Origin of the sequence: Aminipila luticellarii (assembly GCF_004103735.1) — a bacterium.
GTDB classification, from domain to species: Bacteria; Bacillota; Clostridia; order Peptostreptococcales; family Anaerovoracaceae; genus Aminipila; species Aminipila luticellarii.
Genome location: NZ_CP035281.1, coordinates 1333766 through 1357956, shown reverse-complemented (window position 1 = coordinate 1357956; position 24191 = coordinate 1333766). Strand labels below are relative to the sequence as shown.

The 24191-nt window shown below is 39.9% G+C and carries 27 protein-coding genes; 7 read left to right on the top strand and 20 right to left on the bottom strand.

The window, feature by feature from the left end; translation table 11 throughout:
- Window positions 1-51 precede the first annotated feature (51 nt).
- The 7 genes from EQM06_RS06215 to EQM06_RS06185 all read left to right on the top strand — a co-directional run bounded on the left by EQM06_RS06215 (window position 52) and on the right by EQM06_RS06185 (window position 4141).
- Window positions 52-282 (top strand): IreB family regulatory phosphoprotein, encoded by a 231-nt coding sequence (locus EQM06_RS06215; protein ID WP_128745510.1) that lies wholly within the window; start codon window positions 52-54, stop codon window positions 280-282.
- 81 nt (window positions 283-363) lie between these two features.
- The gene (gene ruvX, locus EQM06_RS06210) at window positions 364-813 is read left to right on the top strand and encodes a Holliday junction resolvase RuvX (protein ID WP_128745509.1); all 450 of its coding nucleotides are present in this window, start codon (window positions 364-366) and stop codon (window positions 811-813) included.
- A 153-nt stretch (window positions 814-966) separates the two neighbouring features.
- Window positions 967-1491 carry a CarD family transcriptional regulator gene (locus EQM06_RS06205; protein ID WP_164914368.1) on the top strand — a complete coding sequence of 175 codons (525 nt, stop codon included), beginning with the start codon at window positions 967-969 and terminating at the stop codon, window positions 1489-1491.
- A 221-nt stretch (window positions 1492-1712) separates the two neighbouring features.
- Window positions 1713-2324, top strand: a complete 612-nt coding sequence (locus EQM06_RS06200; protein WP_128745507.1) for a TlpA family protein disulfide reductase — start codon at window positions 1713-1715, stop codon at window positions 2322-2324.
- Between the two features lie 26 nt (window positions 2325-2350).
- Window positions 2351-2500, top strand: coding sequence for a CD1871A family CXXC motif-containing protein (locus EQM06_RS06195; protein WP_128745506.1), 150 nt, complete (start codon window positions 2351-2353; stop codon window positions 2498-2500).
- Window positions 2493-3353, top strand: a complete 861-nt coding sequence (locus EQM06_RS06190) for a 4Fe-4S binding protein (protein WP_230975036.1) — start codon at window positions 2493-2495, stop codon at window positions 3351-3353. The genes EQM06_RS06195 and EQM06_RS06190 overlap by 8 nt, the downstream gene beginning before the upstream one ends.
- Window positions 3354-3544: 191 nt before the next feature.
- Window positions 3545-4141: a 50S ribosomal protein L25 gene (locus EQM06_RS06185; RefSeq protein WP_128745505.1), complete on the top strand. Its 597-nt coding sequence runs from the start codon at window positions 3545-3547 to the stop codon at window positions 4139-4141.
- Between the two features lie 138 nt (window positions 4142-4279).
- On the opposite strand, the gene EQM06_RS06180 is transcribed toward EQM06_RS06185, so the two are convergent.
- The 20 genes from EQM06_RS06180 to spoIIIAE form a co-directional block, all read right to left on the bottom strand.
- A complete protein-coding gene (locus EQM06_RS06180; RefSeq protein ID WP_128745504.1) occupies window positions 4280-4594 on the bottom strand; it encodes a LysM peptidoglycan-binding domain-containing protein in 315 nt (104 codons plus the stop codon).
- A 211-nt stretch (window positions 4595-4805) separates the two neighbouring features.
- The gene (locus EQM06_RS06175) at window positions 4806-5549 is read right to left on the bottom strand and encodes a TVP38/TMEM64 family protein (RefSeq protein WP_128745503.1); all 744 of its coding nucleotides are present in this window, start codon (window positions 5547-5549) and stop codon (window positions 4806-4808) included.
- 77 nt (window positions 5550-5626) lie between these two features.
- Window positions 5627-6922, bottom strand: a complete 1296-nt coding sequence (locus EQM06_RS06170; RefSeq protein WP_128745502.1) for a methionine gamma-lyase family protein — start codon at window positions 6920-6922, stop codon at window positions 5627-5629.
- Window positions 6923-7022: 100 nt separating this feature from the next.
- Window positions 7023-8159 (bottom strand): tyrosine-type recombinase/integrase, encoded by a 1137-nt coding sequence (locus EQM06_RS06165; RefSeq protein ID WP_128745501.1) that lies wholly within the window; start codon window positions 8157-8159, stop codon window positions 7023-7025.
- Complete coding sequence (gene miaA, locus EQM06_RS06160; RefSeq protein WP_128745500.1) at window positions 8138-9070, bottom strand: tRNA (adenosine(37)-N6)-dimethylallyltransferase MiaA; 933 nt, start codon at window positions 9068-9070, stop codon at window positions 8138-8140. Before miaA ends, EQM06_RS06165 begins: the two co-directional genes overlap by 22 nt.
- Window positions 9071-9107: 37 nt before the next feature.
- Entirely contained in the window at window positions 9108-11003 is a 1896-nt protein-coding gene (gene mutL / locus EQM06_RS06155) for a DNA mismatch repair endonuclease MutL (RefSeq protein WP_128745499.1), read from the bottom strand.
- Window positions 10996-13653: a DNA mismatch repair protein MutS gene (gene mutS, locus EQM06_RS06150; protein WP_330548379.1), complete on the bottom strand. Its 2658-nt coding sequence runs from the start codon at window positions 13651-13653 to the stop codon at window positions 10996-10998. Before mutS ends, mutL begins: the two co-directional genes overlap by 8 nt.
- A gap of 46 nt (window positions 13654-13699) precedes the next feature.
- The gene (locus EQM06_RS06145; RefSeq protein WP_128745497.1) at window positions 13700-14899 is read right to left on the bottom strand and encodes a pyridoxal phosphate-dependent aminotransferase; all 1200 of its coding nucleotides are present in this window, start codon (window positions 14897-14899) and stop codon (window positions 13700-13702) included.
- A gap of 64 nt (window positions 14900-14963) precedes the next feature.
- Complete coding sequence (locus EQM06_RS06140) at window positions 14964-15761, bottom strand: TlyA family RNA methyltransferase (protein WP_128746809.1); 798 nt, start codon at window positions 15759-15761, stop codon at window positions 14964-14966.
- Window positions 15751-17634, bottom strand: a complete 1884-nt coding sequence (gene dxs, locus EQM06_RS06135) for a 1-deoxy-D-xylulose-5-phosphate synthase (RefSeq protein ID WP_128745496.1) — start codon at window positions 17632-17634, stop codon at window positions 15751-15753. The genes EQM06_RS06140 and dxs overlap by 11 nt, the downstream gene beginning before the upstream one ends.
- Window positions 17635-17715: 81 nt before the next feature.
- A complete protein-coding gene (locus EQM06_RS06130; protein WP_128745495.1) occupies window positions 17716-18612 on the bottom strand; it encodes a polyprenyl synthetase family protein in 897 nt (298 codons plus the stop codon).
- 13 nt (window positions 18613-18625) lie between these two features.
- A complete protein-coding gene (gene xseB, locus EQM06_RS06125) occupies window positions 18626-18820 on the bottom strand; it encodes an exodeoxyribonuclease VII small subunit (protein WP_128745494.1) in 195 nt (64 codons plus the stop codon).
- A 2-nt stretch (window positions 18821-18822) separates the two neighbouring features.
- Window positions 18823-20034 (bottom strand): exodeoxyribonuclease VII large subunit, encoded by a 1212-nt coding sequence (xseA, locus tag EQM06_RS06120; protein ID WP_128745493.1) that lies wholly within the window; start codon window positions 20032-20034, stop codon window positions 18823-18825.
- Entirely contained in the window at window positions 20025-20996 is a 972-nt protein-coding gene (locus EQM06_RS06115) for a tRNA (adenosine(37)-N6)-threonylcarbamoyltransferase complex transferase subunit TsaD (RefSeq protein WP_164914367.1), read from the bottom strand. The genes xseA and EQM06_RS06115 overlap by 10 nt, the downstream gene beginning before the upstream one ends.
- 1 nt (window position 20997) lies before the next feature.
- A complete protein-coding gene (nusB, locus tag EQM06_RS06110) occupies window positions 20998-21408 on the bottom strand; it encodes a transcription antitermination factor NusB (RefSeq protein ID WP_128745491.1) in 411 nt (136 codons plus the stop codon).
- Between the two features lie 3 nt (window positions 21409-21411).
- Window positions 21412-21789 carry an Asp23/Gls24 family envelope stress response protein gene (locus EQM06_RS06105; RefSeq protein ID WP_128745490.1) on the bottom strand — a complete coding sequence of 126 codons (378 nt, stop codon included), beginning with the start codon at window positions 21787-21789 and terminating at the stop codon, window positions 21412-21414.
- Between the two features lie 125 nt (window positions 21790-21914).
- Window positions 21915-22562, bottom strand: coding sequence for a SpoIIIAH-like family protein (locus EQM06_RS06100; RefSeq protein WP_128745489.1), 648 nt, complete (start codon window positions 22560-22562; stop codon window positions 21915-21917).
- Window positions 22559-22771 (bottom strand): hypothetical protein, encoded by a 213-nt coding sequence (locus EQM06_RS06095; RefSeq protein WP_128745488.1) that lies wholly within the window; start codon window positions 22769-22771, stop codon window positions 22559-22561. The genes EQM06_RS06100 and EQM06_RS06095 overlap by 4 nt, the downstream gene beginning before the upstream one ends.
- A gap of 42 nt (window positions 22772-22813) precedes the next feature.
- Window positions 22814-22981: a stage III sporulation protein AF gene (locus tag EQM06_RS13500; RefSeq protein ID WP_128745487.1), complete on the bottom strand. Its 168-nt coding sequence runs from the start codon at window positions 22979-22981 to the stop codon at window positions 22814-22816.
- Between the two features lie 15 nt (window positions 22982-22996).
- Window positions 22997-24091, bottom strand: coding sequence for a stage III sporulation protein AE (gene spoIIIAE / locus EQM06_RS06085; RefSeq protein WP_128745486.1), 1095 nt, complete (start codon window positions 24089-24091; stop codon window positions 22997-22999).
- Window positions 24092-24191: the final 100 nt, after the last annotated feature.

The following is a 24191-nucleotide window of genomic DNA, read 5'->3' as shown; positions in this document are numbered from 1 at the left end:
ATAATAAGAAGCAAGGAAAGAGGGTGAGTAGGATTGGATAGGAACACGATTATGTTTAACAGTTCAGAAAAAAGTGACCAAAAAACAACAGAAGATATTTTAAAAACCGTTTATGATGCTTTAGAAGAAAAAGGGTATAATGCAATCGACCAAATGGTAGGTTATATTCTTTCAGGAGATCCTTCCTACATAACTGGGCATAACAACGCTAGAAATATCATTAGACACATTGAGAGAGATGACTTGGTCGAAGAATTGCTGCGGGCATTTCTGAAAAAATAACACACAATCTAAGAAAAGGGCGGACACATGTCCGTCTTATTTTTTTATAGTGAATATTACAAGAAAGAAAGGAATGAATATATGAGAAAAATTGCTCTGGATGTGGGCGATAAGACCATAGGAGTCGCAGTTAGTGACGAATTATTGCTTACGGCCAACGGGATTACTACCATAAGCCGGGTGGGTATCCGAAAAGATGCCGGGAAAATCATGGATTATATAAAGGAGTATAACTGCGATACAGTAGTGATCGGCCTTCCTAAAAAATTAGACGGCACAGACAGCATTCAGACTGAAAAGGTCTATGAATTTAAAACCATGCTTGAAAACAAGCTAAGAAGCTCCGGTATGGCGGATATCGCTGTGGTCTTTCAGGATGAGCGCCTGACTACGGTCATGGCCGAAAGAATATTGATCGAAGCTGACTTAAGCCGGAAAAAAAGGAAAGATGTTATTGATAAGCAGGCTGCTGTTCTGATTCTCCAAGGCTACCTGGATAAGCTTGCTTTTGAAAGAAAACAGCAAAATTAATGTTAAATCTTTTATGATACCATAAATTTTAAAAAAATCAACAACTTTTACTTACTTTTTGTAGTATTTTTGTGATAAAATGAATATAGAGATATATTTTCAAAAAGGTATACCATGAGCATTTTATTTCATATATTAAAAAAGGAGGTATTTATGTATAAAATTGGAGACTTTATTATTTATGGGAACCAAGGTGTCTGCAGGGTTGATGAAATTGGCATTCCTGATGTCGGCGGCATCCTGGAAGATAAATTATATTATACGCTATCTCCTGTATACAGTGACGGCAAAATATTTATTCCGGTAGACACCTCAATCTATATGCGACCAATTGTTTCTGAATCTGAAGCAAAGGAAATCATCCGACAAATTCCCAACATTGAAGCCAATATTATTGAAAGCCAAAATTATAAGACTACGGAAGACTACTATAAAAGATTGTTGTCTTCACATAAATGTACCGATTTAATCCATATCATGAAATCCGTGTATGCCAAACGTCAAGCTGTTAAACTCCAAGGCAAAAACCTGGGGCATACGGATGAAAAGTTTAAAAAAATTGCAGAAGAATTGTTGAACAGCGAATTCTCAATGGCACTGGATATTCCCAGAGAGGAAGTACACCAATATATAGAAGAGTCCATAAAGAAATTGAAAAGAGAAGATGATCGCAGCTAGTTTAGGGTATCCGTAACTATTCCTAAAATATTCATTTTCGGAATAGTTATCACTTGGAACAGCCATGCTGCTATAATTGTGTTATATATTTCTAATTTTATTTCGTTTAAATGCCTATTTTTATGAAATACTAACTGTAGTCTCCTGTATATCTAATTTCACTTAATACTATACGGATGACAAAGAAAATTTTAAATAAATGAAAATAAAGGAGAAATGAAATGAAAAAATTAGCTTCACTGTTACTGGTCAGTATGCTTGCTCTATCCGTGTTTACCGGATGTTCTCAAACAAATTCAATGGATTTGGATAAAAATAAAGATGACGACACTACTCTGGGGGCTCAGGACACTATACAGCCTGTTGCTTCAAAGACAGCTGCTGTCGGCGATTTTAAAGCACAGGACTTAAAAGGAAATCAGGTAACAAAAGATATTTTCAGCAATTACGATCTGACTCTCGTAAATCTCTTCACAACCTGGTGCTCCCCTTGTATTCAGGAAATCCCTGAATTAAATGATGTTTATAAGGAAATGGCTGATAAAAAAGTCAATGTTATCGGAATTGTACTGGATGTCAACGAAAACGGAAAAATCGATAAAGATAAAATGGACAAATTAAATCAGATCATAGATTCCACAAAAGCGCAATATACCGTTTTATTACCGGATGAAGTGCTGCGATCCGGTCCGTTAAAGGGTGTGAATGCCGTTCCCGAAACCTTTTTTGTAGATAAAAACGGCAATATTGTGGGAAAAACGTATTCGGGATCACACACAAAAAGCGAATGGATTGACATTATTCAAGACGAACTGGCAAACCTTAACAAATAAACAGATAAAAGAAAGGATTCTATATCATGCCAAGAATAAAGCACGTAAAATTATTTCCGCTGCTGCTTATTTTGATTGGAATTTGTTCCATGGCTTTTGGGGTTTTCCGGGGTGAAACGCCGGTCATGTTTGAAAAAGCCGTTAATATATGTCTGGAGTGTATCGGAATTGGATAAAAAAATAAGATATAAGGATCGCTTTAGATTGAAGGTTCAATTGCTGTGGGCTTTTATAACAAACTGTTATATTATAGGCTTTATTCAGGGCAAGATCTATCAGGGCAAAATAAAAAATGTCTGTGTCCCCGGGCTAAATTGTTATTCCTGCCCCGGAGCCATTGGTTCCTGCCCTATTGGCTCCCTGCAAGCAGTCATGGGAAGCTATGAATTTAAATTTTCTTTTTATGTGGCAGGCTTTCTAATTTTCATAGGAGCCTTAATGGGACGTTTCGCATGTGGCTGGTTGTGCCCTTTTGGACTGCTGCAAGAATTATTATATAAAATTCCTTTTTTTAGAAAAATAAGAACCTTTAGAGGAGATCGGGCTTTGCGATACCTTAAATATGTGATTCTCGTGGTGTTCGTTATCCTAATGCCTTTGTTTATAGTAGATATTATTGGTCAGGGTGCTCCATACTTTTGCAAGCTGATCTGCCCTGCCGGTACATTAGAGGGCGGAATTCCTCTGGTACTCATGAATAAAAGCCTGCAAGAAACTGTGGGCTGGCTTTATGCGTGGAAAAACTTTCTGCTGATTCTTACGATCATCGCTTGTTTAGCTATTTATCGGCCTTTTTGTAAGTATATCTGCCCTTTGGGTGCAATCTATTCTTTATTTAATCCGATTTCTATTTTCGGATATCAGATAAATGAAGAAAAATGTACAAATTGCAATGCTTGCCAAAAGGTTTGTAAAATGAATGTGGATCCCGTTAAAGGCGTTCGTGATATCGAGTGCATACGATGCGGAAAATGTAAGAACATATGCCCTTCCGAAGCCCTTGAACACAAACATTTCAAAAAGAAATAAATCATGGATAAAGTTCTTGTTATTTTGAAGGAAAAACTCAATAATGCTTGAATTTTACCGGAACTAGTATAGACTAGAGGTATAGGATTATTTTTTATTATGTTGTTGACGATCACCTATTTCTCAGGAACGGACCTTATAAAATTTATCATGTTTATTTTTATGAGGTAATGTAAAGGAGGCCAATAAATATGAAAGATGCAGCAATAATAAAAATTGAAAAAAGAGATCAATGTGGCAGCAATGCAAACAGACGTTTGCGTAAGACAGGGTATCTGCCGGGTAATATTTTTAGTAAAGGAACAGAATCTATTGCCATTCAAGTTAATAAGAGCGAGCTTAGAAAAAAAATAAGTGAATTGGGGAGAAACGCAGTTTTTACACTTGATATGTCTGGGGAAAAGAACAACCTTTCCGCAATTATTAAAGAAATTCAAATATCACCACGAGGAGAGGTCTTGCATGTAGATTTTCAGCAAGTATCCCTTTCTCAGGAAATTAAAACAGATGTTATCGTTAAAATTGTGGGAGAAGAAGCTTTAGAAGCTCAAAAGCTCATTTTAACGCATCAAATGGATTCCGTTTCCGTAAAAGGATTACCACAGGACATTCCTGAATCTATCGATATTGATGTTTCAAAATTACACGCCGGTTCAGTTATCACTGTTGGAGACATAACGCTACCAAAGGGAATTATCTCTGAAAACAGTCCGGAGCATATTATTCTAACCATTAATCAGTCGAAGATAAGAACAACGGATGATGAAGGCGATGAAGATATTGCTTAAAATCAGAAATGAATTTAAAAAATAATCCTAAAAAATAAAAGGCGATCTAGCAAAATATATTTTAGCCGGCTGAATAGCCGGCTTTTTTATGCAATAAATACAATAAAACTGTGACCGCTCCTCTACCCTATGCAGAAATTACTTAGCGTAATCCGGAATAAGTATTCGCTGCCCCGGATAGAGGCTGTCCGCAGTAATTTCATTGAGACTGCAAATTTCATCCACCGTTTTTCTGATATCTGTATGCTCAGGTCCATATTTACCTGCTATATTCCACAAAGAGTCACCGGATTCGATTTGAATCTCTATCGGCTCCGATTTTGTCAAACTGCTGACATTGTCCATTCCCAGAAGATTATTCGCCATGAATACCAGAAGAATAAGAGCCAGTGTAATAGATGTTGTAAATCTAAACTTTGATTTAATCCGATAAGATTTCTTTCTATTTTTCATGATTTATTCCTCCTGTTTTCCTTCGAACTTATGTTTATATTTTTATAATAACTGAATGTATGTTCTTTGTCAATTACTTTTTTAAAACATTTGTTCTTTTATTTTGTCACATATCAAAAAAGTGGCTTCTCCACTTTCGCTAGAAAAAAAGAACCTTAATCCATAATGGATCAAAGTTCTTACAAGAATTTAAAATATTTTATTGCTTTTATTACATATGAATTAGCTTATTATACCATTTATCTATCAGTACAGTAAGCTTTTCATGCTTCTTGGCACCCCATATAAATAAAATGACCATAATGACCGTCAGTATAACAATGCCCGCATAGCTTCCTTTATTAAACATGCTGCCGATCATAATAGAAGCCATCATAGCCGGACTTCTTGCAATCAGGCTGATGATCAAAAATGGCTTTAACTTCATTTCTGAAACTCCTGCCGCATAGGTAAACAAATCCTTCGGAAGGCCCGGAATTAAAAATATAACGAGCACGATGATAAACGCACGTTTACTGTTCAATTTTTTTATAAATTTTGCGACCTGCTTTTCATCAAAAATAAGATGAATGGCATCCTTTCCCAGCAACCTGGCAAGATAAAAGGTTATGACCGTGCCGATGGCCGCCCCTATGATGGAATATAAATAGCCGAACCAAAAGGTATATACATAGCCTGCAGCGAACTGCATGGCCTGGCCGGGAATGATACATATAATAATCTGCATGATCTGAATGCCTACATAAGCCAGCACACTGGCGGCTTCATATTTGTGCAGATAGGCATTAACGGCTTCTAAACTATTAAACTGACTGATAAATTCTCTCTGATAAAATACTATATATAAAGGCAATCCGACCACGACAAAAAGCAATAGAAGCAGCTTCACGATCGTAATGATCTTTTTTATCCGAACCTTCGCTTTATTCTTTTTCTCTGTCATACTACTTTTCATAGCTTTATTCCCCTGCTACCAACCTTCCATAGAAAATTATAATCCTTTGCTTATATCATGTATAGAATGCCGTCGTATTATTTATTTTTCAGTAAATTTTTATCGTGAAGGGATTGAAGTGCTTTAATGACTCCAAATTTTGAATGTTCATAAGTCAAACCTCCCTGAAAATAAATGATATAAGGATCCCTAAGAGGTCCGTCTGCGCTGAGTTCAATGGAAGAGCCTTGAACAAATGCTCCGGCCGCCATAATCACCGGACTGTCATAGCCCGGCATAGCCCATGGAACCGGATTTACGTGGGAATCGACAGGAGCAGCAGCCTGAATTCCTTCGGCAAAAGCGCACATGGCTTCTGGGGTGTATAATTTCACCGCCTCAATAATATCGCTTCTTTTTTCAAAGGGCTTCGGACAAACCTCATATCCCAGGCTCTCAAATGCCTGAGCACAAAGAATAGCGCCTTTCACCGCTGCATTGACAGCCTTTGGTGCCAGAAACAACCCTTGCATCATAGTTCTTGTCTGTCCGAACATCAGTCCGCATTCCCCGCCGATCCCGGGAGACGTCATTCTATATGCAATTTTTTCAACCAAATCCGCTTTACCCGTAATATATCCTCCGGAAAGGGCTAATCCGCCCCCCGGATTTTTAATGAGTGAACCTGCTATAATATCTGCTCCTACTTCTGTAGGCTCTTTTGTATCTAAAAATTCACCGTAACAATTATCTACCATACACACAATATGGGGATTGATATGATGCACAAAGTCTGCCCATTTGGCAATCTCAGCAATACTGATCGCCTTTCGCCACCCGTAGCCGGTAGCTCTCTGAACCGTCACCATTTTTGTGTTCTTATTTATGGCTTTTTTCAAAGCCCCCAAATCTATATTTCCTTCAGGAGTCAATTCTACTTGATTATAGCTGACCCCAAATTCCTTTAAAGATCCTTTTCCCTCTCCTCTTAAACCGATGACCTCTTCCAGCGTATCATATGGAGCACCTGTACAATAAATCAGTTCATCTCCGGGCCTTAAAATCCCCGTTAAGGTCAGAGTAAGAGCATGGGTTCCATTGACAATGATCGGTCTGACGAGTGCTGCCTCTGTTTTAAAAATATCACAATAAACCTTTTCAATGGCCTCTCTTCCCGGATCGTCATATCCATAACCGGTGTTCCAGCTAAAATGCATGTCACTGATTTTATTTTTTTGAAAAGCCTCCAGCACCTTATATTGATTGAAAGCCATGATATCATCCAACTCTTCGAATAAATCTGATACCTTATTCTCAGCTCTGTCAATGATCTTCATGATTTCGGGAGAAATACCCATTCTGTTTGTTAATAATTCGTATGTATTCTTTTGCATTTAAAACTTTAAACCCTTTCTTCTTTTATTCACATAATATTTTTACGGTACACTAAGTACTTATTTTCACTTTTTATATATGTAGGAAATATCGCTTGCTTTATTTTTTTGATTGATTGGTGCGTTCCAATTCCCATTCCATATTATTTACCAAATCCCGTTTAACATTCTCTTTATGTTTGGCATAGAGCTGAGTGGTCGTTACATTTTCATGGTCCAGTAAAATTTGAACGTCGTAGATATCTTCCCCTCTTCCTATTAAGCTGGTAGCAGCGGTAGCTCGGAGCTTATGGGGACTATATCCGCTTTTTTGAGAGGTTTTCAGTGCATAGGCCGTATATTTTTTCACCAATTCACGAATTTGTCTTTCTGTCATTCGCCTTCCCTGCAAGGAAAGAAATAATGCTCCCTTATTCTCTTCGTCCAGCGTATCATCCGAAGCCCGTTCCTGCTCTAAATATTCTTTAATAACCAGTTCACAGGATCGATTGATAGGCATAATGGATTCTTTTCCGCGTTTTCTGTAAATTTTAAACTCTCCCCTGTCAAAATTGAAGGAATCTACATTGAGCTGCTGCAGTTCAGAGAGTCTTAACCCATAAGTTATGAATAAAACCAGCACGGCCTTATCTCGTTTTTTCGTTTTCTGCCAAAATTCAAGCTGCTTTTTTGTCATACCATCTCCGTCCGAAACGGTTTTCAGCATGAGTCTGACCTCGTCATCGGTCAGCGCCTTTATTTCTCGTTCACCCGGTTTAGGAACCCGGATGGGATCTAATCCATCTGTAATATTTTTAGACAGTACTTCATCCCGGAACAAATATTTAAAAAGAACGGATAAGGAGGATTTTTTTCTGGCAAGAGACCGGTTGTCATTCTCATAAATATAAATACTGTTTTCCCTTTCTCTTTGATATCTTCTGGCAAAGTCTAAAAATGTGTTAATATCCTTAGCCCGTATCGTTTCAAAATCTGCCGGAGTAAGTTCGCTGACCTCATCTGCTTTAAACATAGCCGATTCAATCAAATAATGGCAAAAGAACTTAATATCGTTCAAGTATGCCAGTCTGGTCATGGGAAGTACGCTTCCCCTTAAATATGCAAAAAAACCGTTCATAAAAGCAGGGAGCTCTTGTTCGATCGCTTTGCATTGATCATAAATGTCCTGCTCCTTTTTTAATATATTTTCCGGTTTTCCGGTCTTACTTTGAATTTTTACCTGTTTTTTTTCAGCCATGAGATAATCTCCTTTACCGCCTCATCATCATTCCCATATTCTGAAAGATTGAACCATTTTATGTCTTCATACCGCTTAAACCATGTCATCTGCCTTTTAGCATAATGTCTGGTATTGCGCTTCACCAAATAGACCGCTTGCTCCAGATCGTATTCTCCGTTAAGATAGCCTATTATTTCTTTATATCCAATGCCCTTCATCGAAATATTATCTATAGTCAGCCCCATATGGAGAAGATTCTTTATTTCCTCCACCAGCCCCATATGGAGAAGCATGTCCACTCTCTGATTGATGCGTTCATAGAGTTCTTCCCTATCCCGGCTGAGACCGATTAATGTATAAGAATAATCCGTCGTCTTGACAAAAGACTGTTCAAATGGCTTTATCCCTGTCTCTGAGTTTTCGGCTACCTCCAGCGCACGAATGACCTTTTTCAAATTGTTTGGGTGAATACGTGCCGCCGCCTCCGGATCCTTTTCCTGGAGCAATTTGTGAATGTATTCCCGGCCTTGTTCGGAAGCCAGCTCCTCAAGCTTTATTCTATAGTCACTGCCTGAAGGCGGAGCTGAAAAATCCATATCATAAATCAGAGAATTCACATAAAGCCCTGTTCCTCCGGAAACAACAGGTGTTTTTCCGCTTAAAAAAATATGCTCCATAGCATTTTTCGCCCGTTTTTGATACGCCGCTACAGAAAAAGGCTCTCTCGGATCAATTTCGTTCACCAGATAATGCTTTACCTGCGCCTGTTCTTCCGGGGTAGGCTTCGCGCTTCCGATGTCCATGAATTGATAGAGCTGCATGGAATCTGAGGAAACAATTTCTCCGTTAAAAGCTTTGGCTATTTCAATAGCATATTTTGTTTTTCCTACCGCAGTTGGACCTGCAACAATTATTATTTCTCTATTCATTCTTCATTCCATTTATTAAATATTAAAAAATAATGATTTAAACTCGTTTAAACATTTTTTCTATTTCATACTTTGTCATTTTTATAAAAGTAGGCCTGCCATGGGGACACGAATACGGATTTTCACATTGAGCCAAATCCTCTATTAATTGTCTGCATTCCGCCATGGAAAGAACATCGTTAGCCTTTACAGCCGACTTACAGGACCGGGTTATAATTTTGCTTACCTTGGCTTCATTTTCTATATCCACATCTTCCCCGATATTTTCAAGGAAATAATTCACCATATTTTGAGCTTCAGATAACTCCATAAACATGGGAATTTCTTTGATAATATAGGTCTTGATACCAAACGGTTCGATTTCAAACCCCATATTTCTGAGGATTTGTACCCAAGACTTCTCTGCCGATTTAATCGCATAAGGTACTTCTGCCATAATGGGCGTCAAAATGATCTGGTGAAGCTTTTCCTCAGTCTTATATTGCTTCATCAGCTTTTCATAAAAGGTTCGTTCATGAGCCGCATGTTGATCAATTAAATAAAAGCAGTTATCCAATACAGCTGTAATATATGTGTTAAAAATGGTTCCTGTCACTTGAAGCTCTCTGAAAAAAGAATCTGCCGGAGCCGGTTGTTCCAATTCATTCTTTTGAATTGGGTCTGAGTTATAATCCAATTTTTCCTGCTCTTTGACCAGGGTTGACAATATATTTTTTATATCAACCTGCTCCTGAGTCTTTTCACTTTCTTTTATCTCCTGTTTCTTCTCATTTAATACACGGACAACCTGCTCATTTACTTCTGCTTCCTGCACTGTTTGTCGGAAATTCGTGTCCTTTTCTTTTGAATCAGATGAAACGAATGGTTCTAAGATCCCTTTGGAATTCAAGGAATTTGAAGTCATATTTCCCGTATTTTTGATGTGGCTGCTTGTGACCGGCGGTATGGCCTGCTGAGAAAGCAGTCCTGTTTTGATGGTCTGCGCAATAAAATTTTTCACTTCCATGTCCTGATGAAAACGAACTTCTTTCTTATTGGGATGAATATTTACATCTACCAGCTCCGGTTTAATCTTAAAAAACAAGTAGGCTACCGGATATCTTCCCTCAAACAGCCGTTCTGTATATCCTTCTTGAACCGCCATATCCATGATGCGATTTGAGACAGAACGTCCGTTGACAAAGAAAATCTGTTGTTTTCTGTTGGTTTTGCTGAAATCAGGTCTTGAAATATAACCCTCCAGGCTCATGTTTTCACGTTCACCGGTAATATGGATAAGGCCTTCTCCCACCGTTTTACTGTATACGGTAATGATATTGCTGTATTTATCTCCCTTGCCGTTGGTGGAAAACAAAATAGTTCCGTTATTGATCAGTCTGATTTTAATTTGCTCATAAGCCAAAGCAATTTTTGAAATAAATTCAATAATCAACGTGCTTTCCGTAGAATCCGTCTTCATGAACTTTAGTCTGGCCGGTGTATTGTAAAACAGGTCGGACACAATAATAGTCGTTCCGTCCGGGCAGCCGGTAGCGGATTTTTCAAAGAATTCTCCTCCGTGGATCTTTAAAGAAACACCGGTTTTGGCCTCCGCTGTTTTCGTAATGAGTTCCACCCGTGAAACAGCGGCTATACTGGATAAAGCTTCTCCTCTGAACCCAAGGGTACATATTTTGTTTAAATCTTCGTCCGTAGCAATTTTACTGGTGGCATGGCGTAAAAAGGCAAGCTCCGTCTCTTCTTCCGGAATACCGCAGCCATTATCCGTCACCCGAATATAAGTCTTACCGCCATTGCGTATTTCCACGGTAATATTGGCAGCTCCTGCATCAATGGCATTTTCCACTAATTCTTTTACGATAGAAAGCGGTCTGTCCACCACTTCTCCGGCAGCGATTTTATCCGCCACATTTTTGCTAAGAATTTTAATCATTGGCAGCCTCCTGCAATTCTCCCAGTATTTTCAGTGCTTCCCAAGGGGCAAGCTTCATTAGATCAATACTTTTTAACCGTTCAATCACTGGATTCGGCGCAAAGCTGAACAGAGATAATTGTTCTCCTTGGGATGCATCCTCTTTTTTAATGTGCTTGCTGCTTTCCGCAAAGTCCTGTGTATCTCCAGATTCCTCAGTCAATCCATTCCTTCCGAAATCCAAGACGCCTTCCTGCTCAAATTGACCAGATTCAAGACCTGCCAGCTTGTTTTCTGCAGCCTCCAGTACCTTTTTCGGAACACCGGCAATTTTTGCCACATGAATTCCGTAACTTTTGCTGGCACTGCCGGCTACGATCTTATGAAGGAAAACAATATTTCCATTTTCCTCTGCCACATCTACGTTTAAATTTCGAACGCCCGGAACCAGTTCTTCTAATGCCGTAAGCTCGTGATAATGTGTGGCAAATAAGGTACGGATCTTATTCTTTTCGTTGCAAAGATATTCTACAACAGCCCATGCAATAGAAAGACCGTCATAGGTGCTGGTTCCTCTTCCGATTTCATCAAGGATGATCAGGCTTTTGGAGGTGGCTGTATTTAAGATGTAGGCCAGCTCGCTCATTTCCACGAAAAATGTGCTCTGACCTTGAGCCAGATTATCCGAAGCACCAATTCTTGTATAAATTCTGTCCACCACACCAATAGAAGCGCTCTCGCAAGGCACAAAACAGCCGGCCTGAGCCATTAAAACGATTAAGGCGGTCTGTCTCATGTATGTAGACTTACCGGCCATGTTTGGGCCTGTTATGAGCAGCATACTGGAATCCTTATCATTTACATAAACATCATTGGATACAAAAATTCCGTCCTTGATGGTCTGTTCAATCACCGGATGGCGTCCTTTTGTGATGACAAGATTTCCGCTCTCATTTACCTCCGGCTTGACATATCCCAAGCTGGAAGATACGTGAGCGAAAGAAGTCAGGACATCAATGGAAGCAATCGCCGAAGAAGCTTTCTGTATGATTCCTATGTATTCTTGAATTTTATTTCTGGTATCTGAAAAAATCTCATATTCCATCTGGTTGATCTTTGATTCCGCATTGAGTACCAGGCTTTCCATTTCTTTCAGCTCCGGGGTGATAAACCGCTCACAGTTGACAAGAGTCTGCTTTCGGATATAATTTTCCGGTGCCATATCTAAATTAGATTTGGTTATCTCGATATAATATCCAAAGACTTTATTAAATCGAACCTTCAGGTTTTTAATTCCGGTTCGCTCCCGTTCCTTTCCTTCTAATTCAGCAATCCAGGCTTGTCCGTCTTTAATGGAGAATCTTAAATCGTCCAACTCTTTAGAAAATCCCGATTTAATCAGACCGCCCTCCTTGACCGTAAAAGGGGGTTCTTCCATAATGGCCTGTTCTATCAAGTCGTGAACCTCCATTAACGAACCGTCTATTTCATCATTTAAACGGCTGAACAGTGCGTTCTCTACGGAGTATAGCTCGGCCTTGAGCTCCGGAAGAATAAACAGGGAATTCCTTAGTGCGATCAGGTCTTTGCCGTTAGCATTTCCGCAGGCGATTCGTCCGGCCAGTCTCTCTAAATCATAGACTTTTTTCAAGCACTCTTTTATGTTGTTTCTTATAATGATTTCATCGCTGAGAACTTCCACCGCATCCAGCCTTTCATTGATCTGACTGCTGTGATTAAGCGGTTCTCTGAGCCACTGCTTCATCTTTCTGGACCCCATAGCCGTATGAGTTTTATCCAGCACGCCCAGCAGAGAGCCTTGAACCCGTTTTTCATATAAGGTCTCCGTTATTTCAAGATTACGCAAGGTTGCCTTATCCAAGGACATATGGGAGCCGATATCATAGACTGTGACCTGTGTAATGTGGCTTAAATTATGCTTTCTCGTTTCAAATAAATAGCTTAACAGGGCTCCAAGCGAAAGACGCGCAGCTTCAGAGTTTTCCAGACCTAATCCGGTAAGGGATTTTGTCTGAAACTGTTTTAATATGACATCATTTGCTGTAATTATATTATGGTAACTCTCTGAGAGCGGAGTAAAATAAGCATCCGTATTTTTTTTCATTTCCTCTATGGAAACAATACTTTCTGCCGATTCATTAATCAGCACTTCTCTTGCTTTTATTTTAACCAGCTCATTCAATAAGATTTCTATCCGGCCGGCACCGTCAATATTCGTTGTATACAGTTCACCGGTAGAAATATCGCAATATGAAATTCCTGCTCCATCTTCATTGAGATAAATAGATGCAAGATAATTATTTTCTTTTTCATTCAGCATGGTCTGATTAACAATAGTTCCCGGCGTGATAATCTGTATTACCTCACGCTTCACTATACCCTTTGCAGTGGCAGGGTCCTCTACTTGTTCGCAAATCGCAACCTTATAGCCTTTTTCCACTAACTTTGCAATATAAGTGTCTGCGGAATGAAAAGGGACTCCGCACATGGGAGCCCTTTCCTCTTGACCGCAGTTTTTTCCCGTCAAGGTTATTTCCATTTCTCTGGAAGCCGTAATGGCATCCTCAAAAAACATCTCATAAAAATCGCCGAGCCTAAAGAACAAAATACAGTCCTGATGATTTTGTTTAATTTCCATATACTGTTGCATCATAGGTGTTAATTGCATATATTCTTTATACTCCTTTTACTTCAATTTATTTATATCCCAATTCTTTATACTTTTCAAGGCCCAATCGCATCAATTCAACACCGCGAACCAAATCCTCTTTTTTAAGTACATAGGCAATTCTCAGTTCATCCCTGCCTAGTCCCTCTGTACCGTAGAAGCCTTGAATCGGAGCATACATAACCGTTTCGCCTCCGTCATCAAATTCTGTCAGAAGCCATACCAGAAAGTCTTCTGAGCTTTCTACCGGAAGCTTGACCATTATGTAAAATGCCCCGCCGGGTTTTTGGCACACGACTCCAGGGATTTTCATAATCTCTTCATAAACTGCATCTCTCCTGGCTTCATATTCCGTTCTTACCTCGTTAAAATAAGAAGGATCCAATTCATATAATGCCGTAGCACCTATCATATCAAGAGTCGGGCAGCATAAGCGTCCCTGAGCCAGCTTCATGGCGTTAGACATCAATTCCTGGTTTTTGGATACGATACAGCCGATTCTTGCACCGCAGGCTGAGAATCTCTTTGAAACAGAGTCCACAATAATAACCCGTTCCTTGATATCTTCCAGTTGTCCGAAGGAAGTCATTTCTCTTCCGTCATAAGCAAATTCCCGGTACACTTCATCCGCAATAATCCAAAGATCATGTTTTTTAGCCACATCCGCAATGACTCGCATCTCATCCCTTGTCAGAATAGTACCGGTGGGATTGCCCGGATTTACTAAAGAGATCGCTCTGGTCTTATCCGTTATGACCTTTTCGATTCGATCCGCATACGCATAACGATATCCCTCTTCTGCTTTTGTAGTTACAGGAACCACCTTGCCGCCTGCGGCAGAGATAAAGGTCTGATAGTTTGTATAAAACGGTTCAGGAATAAGGACTTCATCCCCATAATCCAGCAGGCAGGTATAAATCATGCTTAAAGCTTCAGAACCGCCGTTTGTGATCAGCACATCTTTCCGTTCTATGTCCATGCCGAAACGCTTAAAATAGTTTGCAATGGCATCCTGCAGTTGTACCAGTCCGCCCGATTCCGCATACGCAAGGACATGGGAGTCAAAGTTCTTTACAGCTTCCATAAATGCTTTTGGAGTTTTGATATCCGGCTGTCCGATATTCAGGTGATAAACTTTTTTGCCCTTTTCCTTTGCTTCAATGGCGTATACATTGAATTTCCTGATCGGCGAAAATTGCATGGCCTGTACTTTTTGTGATAATTTCATTTTAAATTCTCCTTTTTACTTTTAAATAAAATGGTCTTAAAAATTATTTGAAAAAATTTGAAAACTAATCTAAAGTTTCGTGAGATATATCGGCGATCTGTTCAATCATTTCATCGCTGAAAATTTGACTTTCCTGTTTCTTTAAATGCAGCAGATACTCAATATTCCCTTTGGCACCGGTGACCGGCGAAAAAGTAAGCCCCTGCGGATACAACCCGCAGCTTTTAGCATAGCCTATCACGTTTCGCAGGACTTCCTTATGAACCTTTATATCTCTTACAATTCCCTTTTTCCCTACCTGTTCTTTTCCGGCTTCAAATTGAGGTTTGACGAGACATACAATACTTCCCGTATCCCCCAGCAATTTACCGGCTACCGGGAATACCAGTTTTAGTGAAATAAAAGAGACATCTATACTGATAAAATCTATGTCTTTATCTACCCTATCAAAGTCCAAATACCGAATATTTGTTTTTTCCATATTGACGACTCTGGGATCATTTCTGAGCTTCCAATCCAACTGTCCGTATCCTACATCTATAGCAAATACTTTCGACGCTCCATTTTTAAGCATGCAGTCCGTAAACCCGCCGGTAGATGCTCCGATATCCGTGCAAACTGCGTGCTCCAGATGAAAGTCAAATATTTCTAATGCTTTTTCCAGTTTCAGCCCTCCGCGGCTGACATAAGGGCAAAGATCTTCCTTTACAAAAAATTCAGAGGCATCATTTACTGGGGTTCCTGCTTTATCAACCCTTTGACCATCCACATAAACGATTCCTGCCATAATGGCACTTTTAGCTTTTTCTCTCGATGGAAAAAATCCCTTGTCAACCAGTATTACATCCAGCCTATCTTTCAATAAAGTCACGCACCCTTTCCGCTATCCCCTTTGCATCCAATTTGTATTTTATAAAAAGCTCTTCATCATTTCCATGTTCAACAAAACAATCTGGCCATCCGATATTTCTGCATGGGATGTTGATATCCTTATTGACGAGCAGAGCTATGACCTGCTGTCCAAAGCCGCCGGTTATTACATTATCTTCCAGCGTCATGATTTTCTTTGCTTTTTTAGCTGTACTGACGATGGATTCTTCGTCCAGAGGGTGAATACTTCTGGCGTTTATCAAGCCTATGTCCACACCCTTTTCACGCAGATCAAGACATACCTCATATGCAATGGATACCATTTTTCCTACGGCAAAGATAACGAGCTCTTCTCCGTCAAAAATACTTTTATTTTTTTCTATAGATCCATAATCGCCGCGATATACTGATCCAAAATCCGGAGCCTCCCCTCGGGGATACCTTATCGCACACGGTCCGTTAAGTGTCAGAGCGAATTCAAGCATTTCTGCCAGTTCTCTTCCGTCTGCCGGAGCCAGTACCGTCATGTTCGGCATATGACTTAAATAGGATAAATCAAATACTCCGTGATGAGTCTCACCGTCTTCGCCCACATTTCCCGCTCTGTCAATGGCAAAAATAACCGGCAGCTTCTGCATACAGACATCAATCATCATCTGGTCATACGATCTTTGTAAAAAGGTGGAATAAATAGCTACAATGGGCCGGTATCCCGCCACGGCAAATCCCGCCGCAAAGGAAACCGCATGACCTTCCGCAATTCCTACGTCAAATACTCTATCCGGATATCGAACTGCAAACTTATCTAATCCGGTTCCATGGATCATGGCAGCACAAATTGCTACCACTTTTTTATTCCTGCCCGCCAGCTGAATCATCTTATTTCCGAAAATCTGAGAATAAGAGAACCCATCCACTGCTTTCAGGGGTAACCCCGTTGTCGGATTAAACGGTGCAACTCCATGAAATTTATCCGGACTGTTTTCTGAATTTCTATAGCCTTTTCCTTTTTTGGTAAGGACGTGCAGTACCACCGGTCCTTCTACGTTTTGGGCCAGTATAAGGGCTGTTGTCAGATCCTCTATATTGTGTCCGTCGAAGGGACCCATATACTTAAAGCCCAGTTCTTCAAACAATGCACCTTCCACCACCGCATATTTAATGGAATCCCTAAGGTGCTCAATGCCAGCATAGAGACTTTCCCCAACTCTGGGGATACCCTTCAAGGTTTTTTTGACCTGCTTTTTAAAATCCAAATAAGCGGAGGACATCCTTAAATTACTCAAATACTGGGATAACCCCCCAATATTTTTAGATATGGACATTCCGTTATCATTTATAATAATGATCATTTTGGACTTGGATGCTCCGGCATTGTTTAACGCTTCAAAGGCCAGACCTCCGGTCAGCGCTCCGTCTCCGATTACCGCAATGACTGCAAAGTCCTCACCGTTTAAATCTCGGGCGGCAGCTATACCGGCAGCTGCTGAAATGGAGTTACTGCTGTGTCCCGTATCAAAACAATCATGGGGGCTTTCTTCTCTTTTAGGGAATCCGCTCATTCCGCCGTATTGCCGGAGAGAACAAAATTTTTCTGCTCTTCCTGTCAATATTTTATGTACATAGGATTGATGCCCCACGTCCCAGATAATTTTATCTCTGGGACTGTTAAAAACGGTGTGCAATGCAATAGTAAGCTCTACAACACCCAGATTGGAAGCCAGATGACCTCCCGTTTTCGATACATTTTCAATTAAAAAATCTCTTATTTCATACGTAAGCAGATCCAATTCATCATTGGACATATATTTTAAATCTTCGGGGAAATTTCCCGTCAAAAGGTCTATTTTACTTTTCTCTCCCATTATACCTTTCTCAAAAGTGAGCTCCTTTACAAATTAAAATCTTTCCCGCATCTGTAATGTGAACTGCAGGGTTCATACCAATTATTTACCACGTGCAACCATTTCTTCAGCAAAAGTATTAAAGAACTCAGCTTCATCATAATAGCATTCCAAAAAGGACATGGCCGTTTCAGTCAGATCTTTTAAGTACGCTTTACACTCTTCCAATGAATATAGGCAAGGATACGTTGCTTTGTGTTTTTTTTCATCATTTCCGGCTTTTTTGCCCATTTCCTGCTCATCGCCGCAAACATCCAGTATATCATCTGCGATTTGAAAGGCTAATCCCAAATTTTCCGCATAACCGGTCAAATCCCGGAGCTGTTTTTCGGTTGCTCCGCCCAAATACGCTCCCGCTCTTACGGAAGCAGCAATCAAGGCCGCGGTTTTGTTAAAATGAATATAGTCCAGCATTTCTTTGGAGCACTGTTTGTTCTCCGCTTCCATATCCGCTACCTGCCCGGCGACCATTCCCCGGCAGCCGGCTCCTTTAGATATTTCATAAATGGCTCGGATTCTTCGTTTCAGCTTAACGGAATCGTCCAAATATAAAAGCATATCCTTATTCATCGCTTCAAAAGCGGAAGTGAGCAGTCCGTCTCCTGCCAGAATTGCCATCGCTTCGCCGTATACCATATGGTTCGTCGGCAGGCCTCTTCTCAGTTCATCATCGTCCATCGCCGGCAGATCGTCATGTATCAGCGAATAGGTATGAATATATTCCATGGCGCAGGCATAGGGAATAGCCGTCCCAATGTCGCCGCCTACGAATTCACAGGAAGCCAGCAGCAGAATAGGTCTTAATCTTTTCCCGCCGGCAGTTAAGCTGTATTTCATGGCATCGTATAACGTAATGCTTTTATGGTCAATTTCAGGCAAAAAGTCTAAAATATGTTCATCTATTAAATTTTTGTATGTCTTATATGAAATATCGTCCATAGCACATTCCTCCTTATTGCTTGGAATAGACCTCAATTTTCTGCTTTGCAGTGTTTAATATCGTATTGCATTTATTATAATACTCTATACCCTGTTCAAAGCTTTTTAAAGCATCCTCAAGAGATACCTTTTCACTTTTCAATGATTCGGCTGAAAGCTCTAATTTTTCGAGAGCTTCCTCAAATGACAGTTCTTTTTTCGCAGCCATGCTCATTCATCCTTCCTTATCTTTGTTACAGTTCCTTCAAAGCTTCCGTCTTTCAATACAGCTGTAAAGGCAGCTTCAATCTTCAAGGTCTCTACGGAACGAATCAGCCTTCCGCTGCTGTCCGTGATCGCACTATAGCCTCTGTCCATAATACTTCGTGGATTTAAAGCCTCAAGCTGAGCTTTGGCTGAATCCATCCTGATTTTATTATTATATATCAAATTGTTTACAAGAGTAACCAATTCTTTGCGCTGGTTATCAACATGATTCTTTTGAAGATCGATTCTATTTTCCAATTTTGAAGTCAACGCCTCAAGATTACAACGCTGAAGCTGAAGTTCCTTACTTTTCACCAGAGAAGAAAGGTGATGCTGCAGATTGTTCTTGAGCTGCAAGACCGTATTCTTGAGCTCAAGAATATCTGGAACAGCCATTTGCGCTGCTGCCGTTGGTGTTTCGGCTCTTTTATCCGCCACAAAATCTGCAATGGTAAAATCAATTTCATGCCCAACAGCTGAAATAATCGGTATCTTGGATTCAAATATACTCCTTGCAACCATTTCCTCATTAAAGGCCCAAAGTTCTTCCATGGAACCGCCGCCGCGGCCCGCAATAATGGTATCCGTTTCAGGGAAAAGCAGGTTTACCTGCCGGATGGCTTCTGCGATCTCCGGTGCGGCATTCGGCCCCTGAACCAATACCGGATACACCAATACGTCTACTATATTATTCCTCTGTTTTATGATTTTTATAATATCCCGGACAGCAGCTCCGGTTTCGGAAGTAATAACCGCAATTTTATTCGGAAAAAAAGGAATTGGCTTTTTATATTTTTCATCAAAAAGGCCTTGCTTGGCAAGCTTTTCTTTCAACTGTTCAAATGCCACTCTTAAATTACCTAATCCTGCTACCTGAATATCCCGTATATTTAAGGAATATGTGCCGCCTTTTTCATATAAATAAATATATCCTTCGGCAGTGATTTCCATGCCGTCCGCCAGTTCAAAACGTAAAAAGCGGAAATTCTCCGCAGATAAAAAGCAGTTTATTTTACTGTTTTGATCTTTTAGCGTAAAATATACATGTCCTGTTCCGTGAAACTTTAAATTAGAAATTTCACCGATTACAGAAACGCTTCCTAAAAGCGGGTCGGACTGCAATACTCTTTTTATATATGCATTTAACTGTGAAACTCTGATCGGCTTTATGGCCATAAGCTTTTCCTCCCCAGCAGGGCTATCCCTACAGCATTGTCTCCGGACAGCTCCGACCTGCCAAATTCTGCCTGAATGGCATTACCCTCTGCGCTGTTTTTTATTTTATCACGGATAAATCGGCTGGAGGATACTCCTCCGGCAAAAAGTATATGCTTTATACCGAATTGTTCCGCTGCTCTTAATGAAACATTTAGAATTGTTTCCGCAATCCGGTCAAACAGCTCCCGGATTAAAAAATTTTCATTCAGTTCGTGATTCTTCTGCTCACTACTCTGTAAAAGTCTGCTGCATTGCGTTTCTATACCGGACAAATTAAAGGTCAATCCGTCCAGCCTGATTGGGCTGAGCAGTTTTCTGCCCGGATCGGCAGAAAGTTTCCCTTGCAAAGCCCGCTGATCCATTTCTTCTCCTGCGGGAAAGTTCATACCCAAAAGGACGCCCACCCGATCTATGACTTGTCCGAAAGAAATATCCTTACTGCCTCCCACGATTTCGATTTCTCTGTCTTGTACGCGAAGCAGCTCACAGGTTCCTCCGGATAGATGCCAGACTAACAGGGAATCCTCTTGGTCCATGCTGCTAAAGTGCTTGACAGCTTCCACATGCCCCTCTTGATGGGAAAATACAAAAAAAGGCACATGAAATGTGTTTGCAATAGCCTTTCCGAATCCGTACCCTGCTTTAAAACAAGGCATATAAGAACCTTCTATTGGCCTGGGTTTATTGGATGCAGCCACTGCTGAAAGCTGAAACGTTTCGCCTGCCAGCACTTCAAATAGCTCCGGAAGGTTTTCAACATGCTGAAAAAGGGCTTCAGATTGTCTTAAACCCCTTTCCCCTTTCTTCACCTTTAACAGCGTTCTTTGATCGATTACAATGCTTCCGTCTGTATCGACCACTGCAATGGAGGTTCTGTAATTACTTGTATCCAAGCCTAAAATATAACCCCTATTATCCATTTTATTGCGTTTCTGCCCCATTTTGAGCGATATGACCTAAAATACCATTTATAAATTTACCGGAATCCTCCGTGCCAAATTTTTTAGCCAGAAGGATCGCCTCATTGATGGATACGGAAGTGGGAATATCCTCCATATAAAGCAGCTCCGCAACAGACAGCCTTAATATGGCCAGATCTACCTTGTTGATTCTGTTAATTTTCCAATTTGCACTGGATTCTTCTATTTTATGGTCAATTTCTTCTTTGTGCTGTAGGATGTTATCGAACACTTGATCTACATACTTTCGTTGAACCTTTAAATCTTCTATGTCTTTAAAAAACTTTTCTTTCATCTGTATATTGTATTCATTTTGTACTTCTACTTGAAATAAAAGCTGCATCATCAATTCTCTCGCTTCACTGCGATTCATATTTTATTCCTCCTGCTTTTCCTGTTCTGCAAAGTGCACACCCTGAACATGTATGTTTATTGCCTTTATAGGAATGTCAACCATATTTTCTACTTCTTTTTTTACATTTTTTTGAATATTCCATGCAACTTCCGGTATTTTTACACCATAATGAACGATCACATAAATATCTATATTGATTTCATCATCCTCTTTGGATATTTTGATACCTTTTTTCAGAGGTTCTTTACCAAGTATATTTTTAGAAATCGTGTCCGTCAGTCCTCCGCTTAATCCGGCCACCCCTTTTGTGGCTAATGCCGAATTGATGACACAAATTGCGATCACATCTTCGGATATTTTAACGGCTCCCAGCTTTTCTTCCTGTTCAATACTCATCATCCATCACCTCAGCAAGTTTATCTCTGCCTATTATAGCAGAGATTTCGAGTTAAAACAAGACCCTCAAGGCGTCTCTGCATAAGTCAAATCCTATGCTTTTGACAGGTTGAGGGTCTTGAAGAATATTACACTTTACTCTGGATGATGATTTGATTTGCCGGACGGCCCGTTTCCCGAATCACAATATCGAAAACTTTTGCTACATCCGCCTGTTCCAGCTGATCTTTGTTTACCGTTACATTAACGGCATTGTCTGTCAGAAGAACCAGACATTCCGGAAGTCCTTTTGCAGAAATCAGGCCTTCTATGGTTTTTTCCTTTTCCATATAGCCTATTATTTTAAGCTTTTGCTGCGTTGCATTTTCTTTTTCCACGGCATTGTCGGTTTCTGCTGCCACGTCGGTCAGCATGGATATTACTTGATTCCTATCCGAATCAATGGTGTTTCTTATTTCCCCAAAATATGTATCCGTATTTTCCAGTTCAGCCACATCATCCGAGGTTACCACCTTTGAGGCGATACCGCTTTTGCTGGTGTTATTCACCGCGGCTTTGCTGGTCGCTTCATTTCCGGATACTGCTTTAATATTTAAACTATCAACTAATACATCCCCGTCATGTTCCAGCATTTCCTGTTTTTCATAATCCGTATATTCCGCTGAAGTTTTTAAAGTCTGCTCTTGATTTAGTGATTGATTTACAACAGCCAAACATAATACTACCGCTAGTAAACCAAATAGAGCTAATTTTTTCTTTTTAGAAACCTTATTCATTGTACAGATCCCCCATTCTCCTCATCCTCGGATAAAATAATCGGCATGCTCACTTCAACTCCGCCGTCTTCATCTACAATCTGCCTTCTTCCATCTTTGTTGTTCGTAACAACCTTAAATGTTAAAAACATCAAGCAGAGGACGATTATGACGGTTATAAGCCTGTATATTATTCTCTTGGCAGAAATATTTCCTTTTCTTTTTTTCACAAGAAAATCCTCCACAGTAATATATATTTCATATTTTGGTTCTTATTCCAGAAAAATTAACAGCGGTGATAAAATTGTAGCCATAATAATCAAAGAAAAAATAAACTTGATATAGTTCTGCATTTCACTTGATGGCAATAAAGTTTCAATAAAAGATAAAGCTACCACTATAACAAATATATTCCGAACCCACTCTTTTATAATCTCCATTTTTTATTTTCCCCTCTATCTAAGCAGGCTTCCTCCTCCGATTCCAATAATAATAGTTAAAAATACCAGAAACATTAATGCCGCAAGAAACAGAACCACTGCCATCGTTATAACCGAATTTCCCATCTCGTTCATACAGCCTGAAACCTGTTTATTTCCGATAGGCTCAATAATAATAGCTGTTACTTTATAGATGATCGCAATAGCCATAAGTTTAATCAATGGGATGGCTAACAGAAATATGACAAGAATCACGCCAAAAATGCTGATACCGTTTTTTATGACACCAATACAAGACAAGACCATATCAATAGAATCTGCGGCAAAGCCTCCCACTATGGGTACAAAGTTATTGACGGAATAGCGGGCCGTATTGATCAATACGCCGTCAGCCGTTTCAGAAACAAACCCCTGTATTGCCGTCAGCCCCGCAAAGAAAGTAACGCATAGGCCCGTGGCAAATGTAGCCGCTCCCCTCAGGAAAACCCCCAGTTTATTGACATAATCTCTCTCTGTCAGACTGTTCACCAAAATAAATATGGAAGAGATAAAAATAGCCGGCAGAATAAAGGTCTGAAGTATCGTATTAAACATGGTGATGGCACCCACAATAATAGGGTTCAATATACTTCCGCTGGTTATTCCTCCTAAGCTGACAAGCAGGGGAATCAATATAGGCAGCAGGATCTGCATGGTTCTGGTCATCGTGTTAAGCGTATCCGAGCACATATTAAAGGTCTGTGAAAAATTATTCAAACAGAGCCCTATAACAAAACAACTGCACACAATAATACCTAATCTGGATACCGCCTTATTTCCAAAAGAATTTGAAAGATTTGTCAAAAGGCCTATTACAATGCATATGGTGACCAGTTGAACCCCTAAGATTAAACTGCTTTTTATTTCATACAAAAATAAGTCTATAAAATTGTGAATGATCACCTGTGAATCAAATATAGGCTGGCCGTTGATGGCTCTGTCTATGATCTCCTGAATGCTTAAATCAGGAACCCGCCCACCGCTTTGAAGTGCCGTATCATCCATGATTTGTTCCAGTTCATTGAGATTTAAATTAGCCAGCTGCTCCTGTATAATGCTTTTGTAATCCATATGTACCTACCTCACCTTTGTCCATATTTCATGTATATGGACATCCTATAAATTTATGCACATTTTTTGGAGTATAAAAGCATCACAAAAATACCCGTTA

Coding starts and splice junctions, on each gene's coding strand:
- EQM06_RS06215 (WP_128745510.1), top strand. CDS start 52: ATGTTTAACAGTTCAGAAAAAAGTGACCAAAAAACAACAGAAGATATT.
- ruvX (WP_128745509.1), top strand. CDS start 364: ATGAGAAAAATTGCTCTGGATGTGGGCGATAAGACCATAGGAGTCGCA.
- EQM06_RS06205 (WP_164914368.1), top strand. CDS start 967: ATGTATAAAATTGGAGACTTTATTATTTATGGGAACCAAGGTGTCTGC.
- EQM06_RS06200 (WP_128745507.1), top strand. CDS start 1,713: ATGAAAAAATTAGCTTCACTGTTACTGGTCAGTATGCTTGCTCTATCC.
- EQM06_RS06195 (WP_128745506.1), top strand. CDS start 2,351: ATGCCAAGAATAAAGCACGTAAAATTATTTCCGCTGCTGCTTATTTTG.
- EQM06_RS06185 (WP_128745505.1), top strand. CDS start 3,545: ATGAAAGATGCAGCAATAATAAAAATTGAAAAAAGAGATCAATGTGGC.
- EQM06_RS06180 (WP_128745504.1), bottom strand. CDS start 4,594: ATGAAAAATAGAAAGAAATCTTATCGGATTAAATCAAAGTTTAGATTT.
- EQM06_RS06175 (WP_128745503.1), bottom strand. CDS start 5,549: ATGAAAAGTAGTATGACAGAGAAAAAGAATAAAGCGAAGGTTCGGATA.
- EQM06_RS06170 (WP_128745502.1), bottom strand. CDS start 6,922: ATGCAAAAGAATACATACGAATTATTAACAAACAGAATGGGTATTTCT.
- EQM06_RS06165 (WP_128745501.1), bottom strand. CDS start 8,159: ATGGCTGAAAAAAAACAGGTAAAAATTCAAAGTAAGACCGGAAAACCG.
- miaA (WP_128745500.1), bottom strand. CDS start 9,070: ATGAATAGAGAAATAATAATTGTTGCAGGTCCAACTGCGGTAGGAAAA.
- mutL (WP_128745499.1), bottom strand. CDS start 11,003: ATGATTAAAATTCTTAGCAAAAATGTGGCGGATAAAATCGCTGCCGGA.
- mutS (WP_330548379.1), bottom strand. CDS start 13,653: ATGCAACAGTATATGGAAATTAAACAAAATCATCAGGACTGTATTTTG.
- EQM06_RS06145 (WP_128745497.1), bottom strand. CDS start 14,899: ATGAAATTATCACAAAAAGTACAGGCCATGCAATTTTCGCCGATCAGG.
- dxs (WP_128745496.1), bottom strand. CDS start 17,634: ATGGGAGAGAAAAGTAAAATAGACCTTTTGACGGGAAATTTCCCCGAA.
- EQM06_RS06130 (WP_128745495.1), bottom strand. CDS start 18,612: ATGGACGATATTTCATATAAGACATACAAAAATTTAATAGATGAACAT.
- xseB (WP_128745494.1), bottom strand. CDS start 18,820: ATGGCTGCGAAAAAAGAACTGTCATTTGAGGAAGCTCTCGAAAAATTA.
- xseA (WP_128745493.1), bottom strand. CDS start 20,034: ATGGCCATAAAGCCGATCAGAGTTTCACAGTTAAATGCATATATAAAA.
- EQM06_RS06115 (WP_164914367.1), bottom strand. CDS start 20,996: ATGGATAATAGGGGTTATATTTTAGGCTTGGATACAAGTAATTACAGA.
- nusB (WP_128745491.1), bottom strand. CDS start 21,408: ATGAATCGCAGTGAAGCGAGAGAATTGATGATGCAGCTTTTATTTCAA.
- EQM06_RS06105 (WP_128745490.1), bottom strand. CDS start 21,789: ATGATGAGTATTGAACAGGAAGAAAAGCTGGGAGCCGTTAAAATATCC.
- EQM06_RS06100 (WP_128745489.1), bottom strand. CDS start 22,562: ATGAATAAGGTTTCTAAAAAGAAAAAATTAGCTCTATTTGGTTTACTA.
- EQM06_RS13500 (WP_128745487.1), bottom strand. CDS start 22,981: ATGGAGATTATAAAAGAGTGGGTTCGGAATATATTTGTTATAGTGGTA.
- spoIIIAE (WP_128745486.1), bottom strand. CDS start 24,091: ATGGATTACAAAAGCATTATACAGGAGCAGCTGGCTAATTTAAATCTC.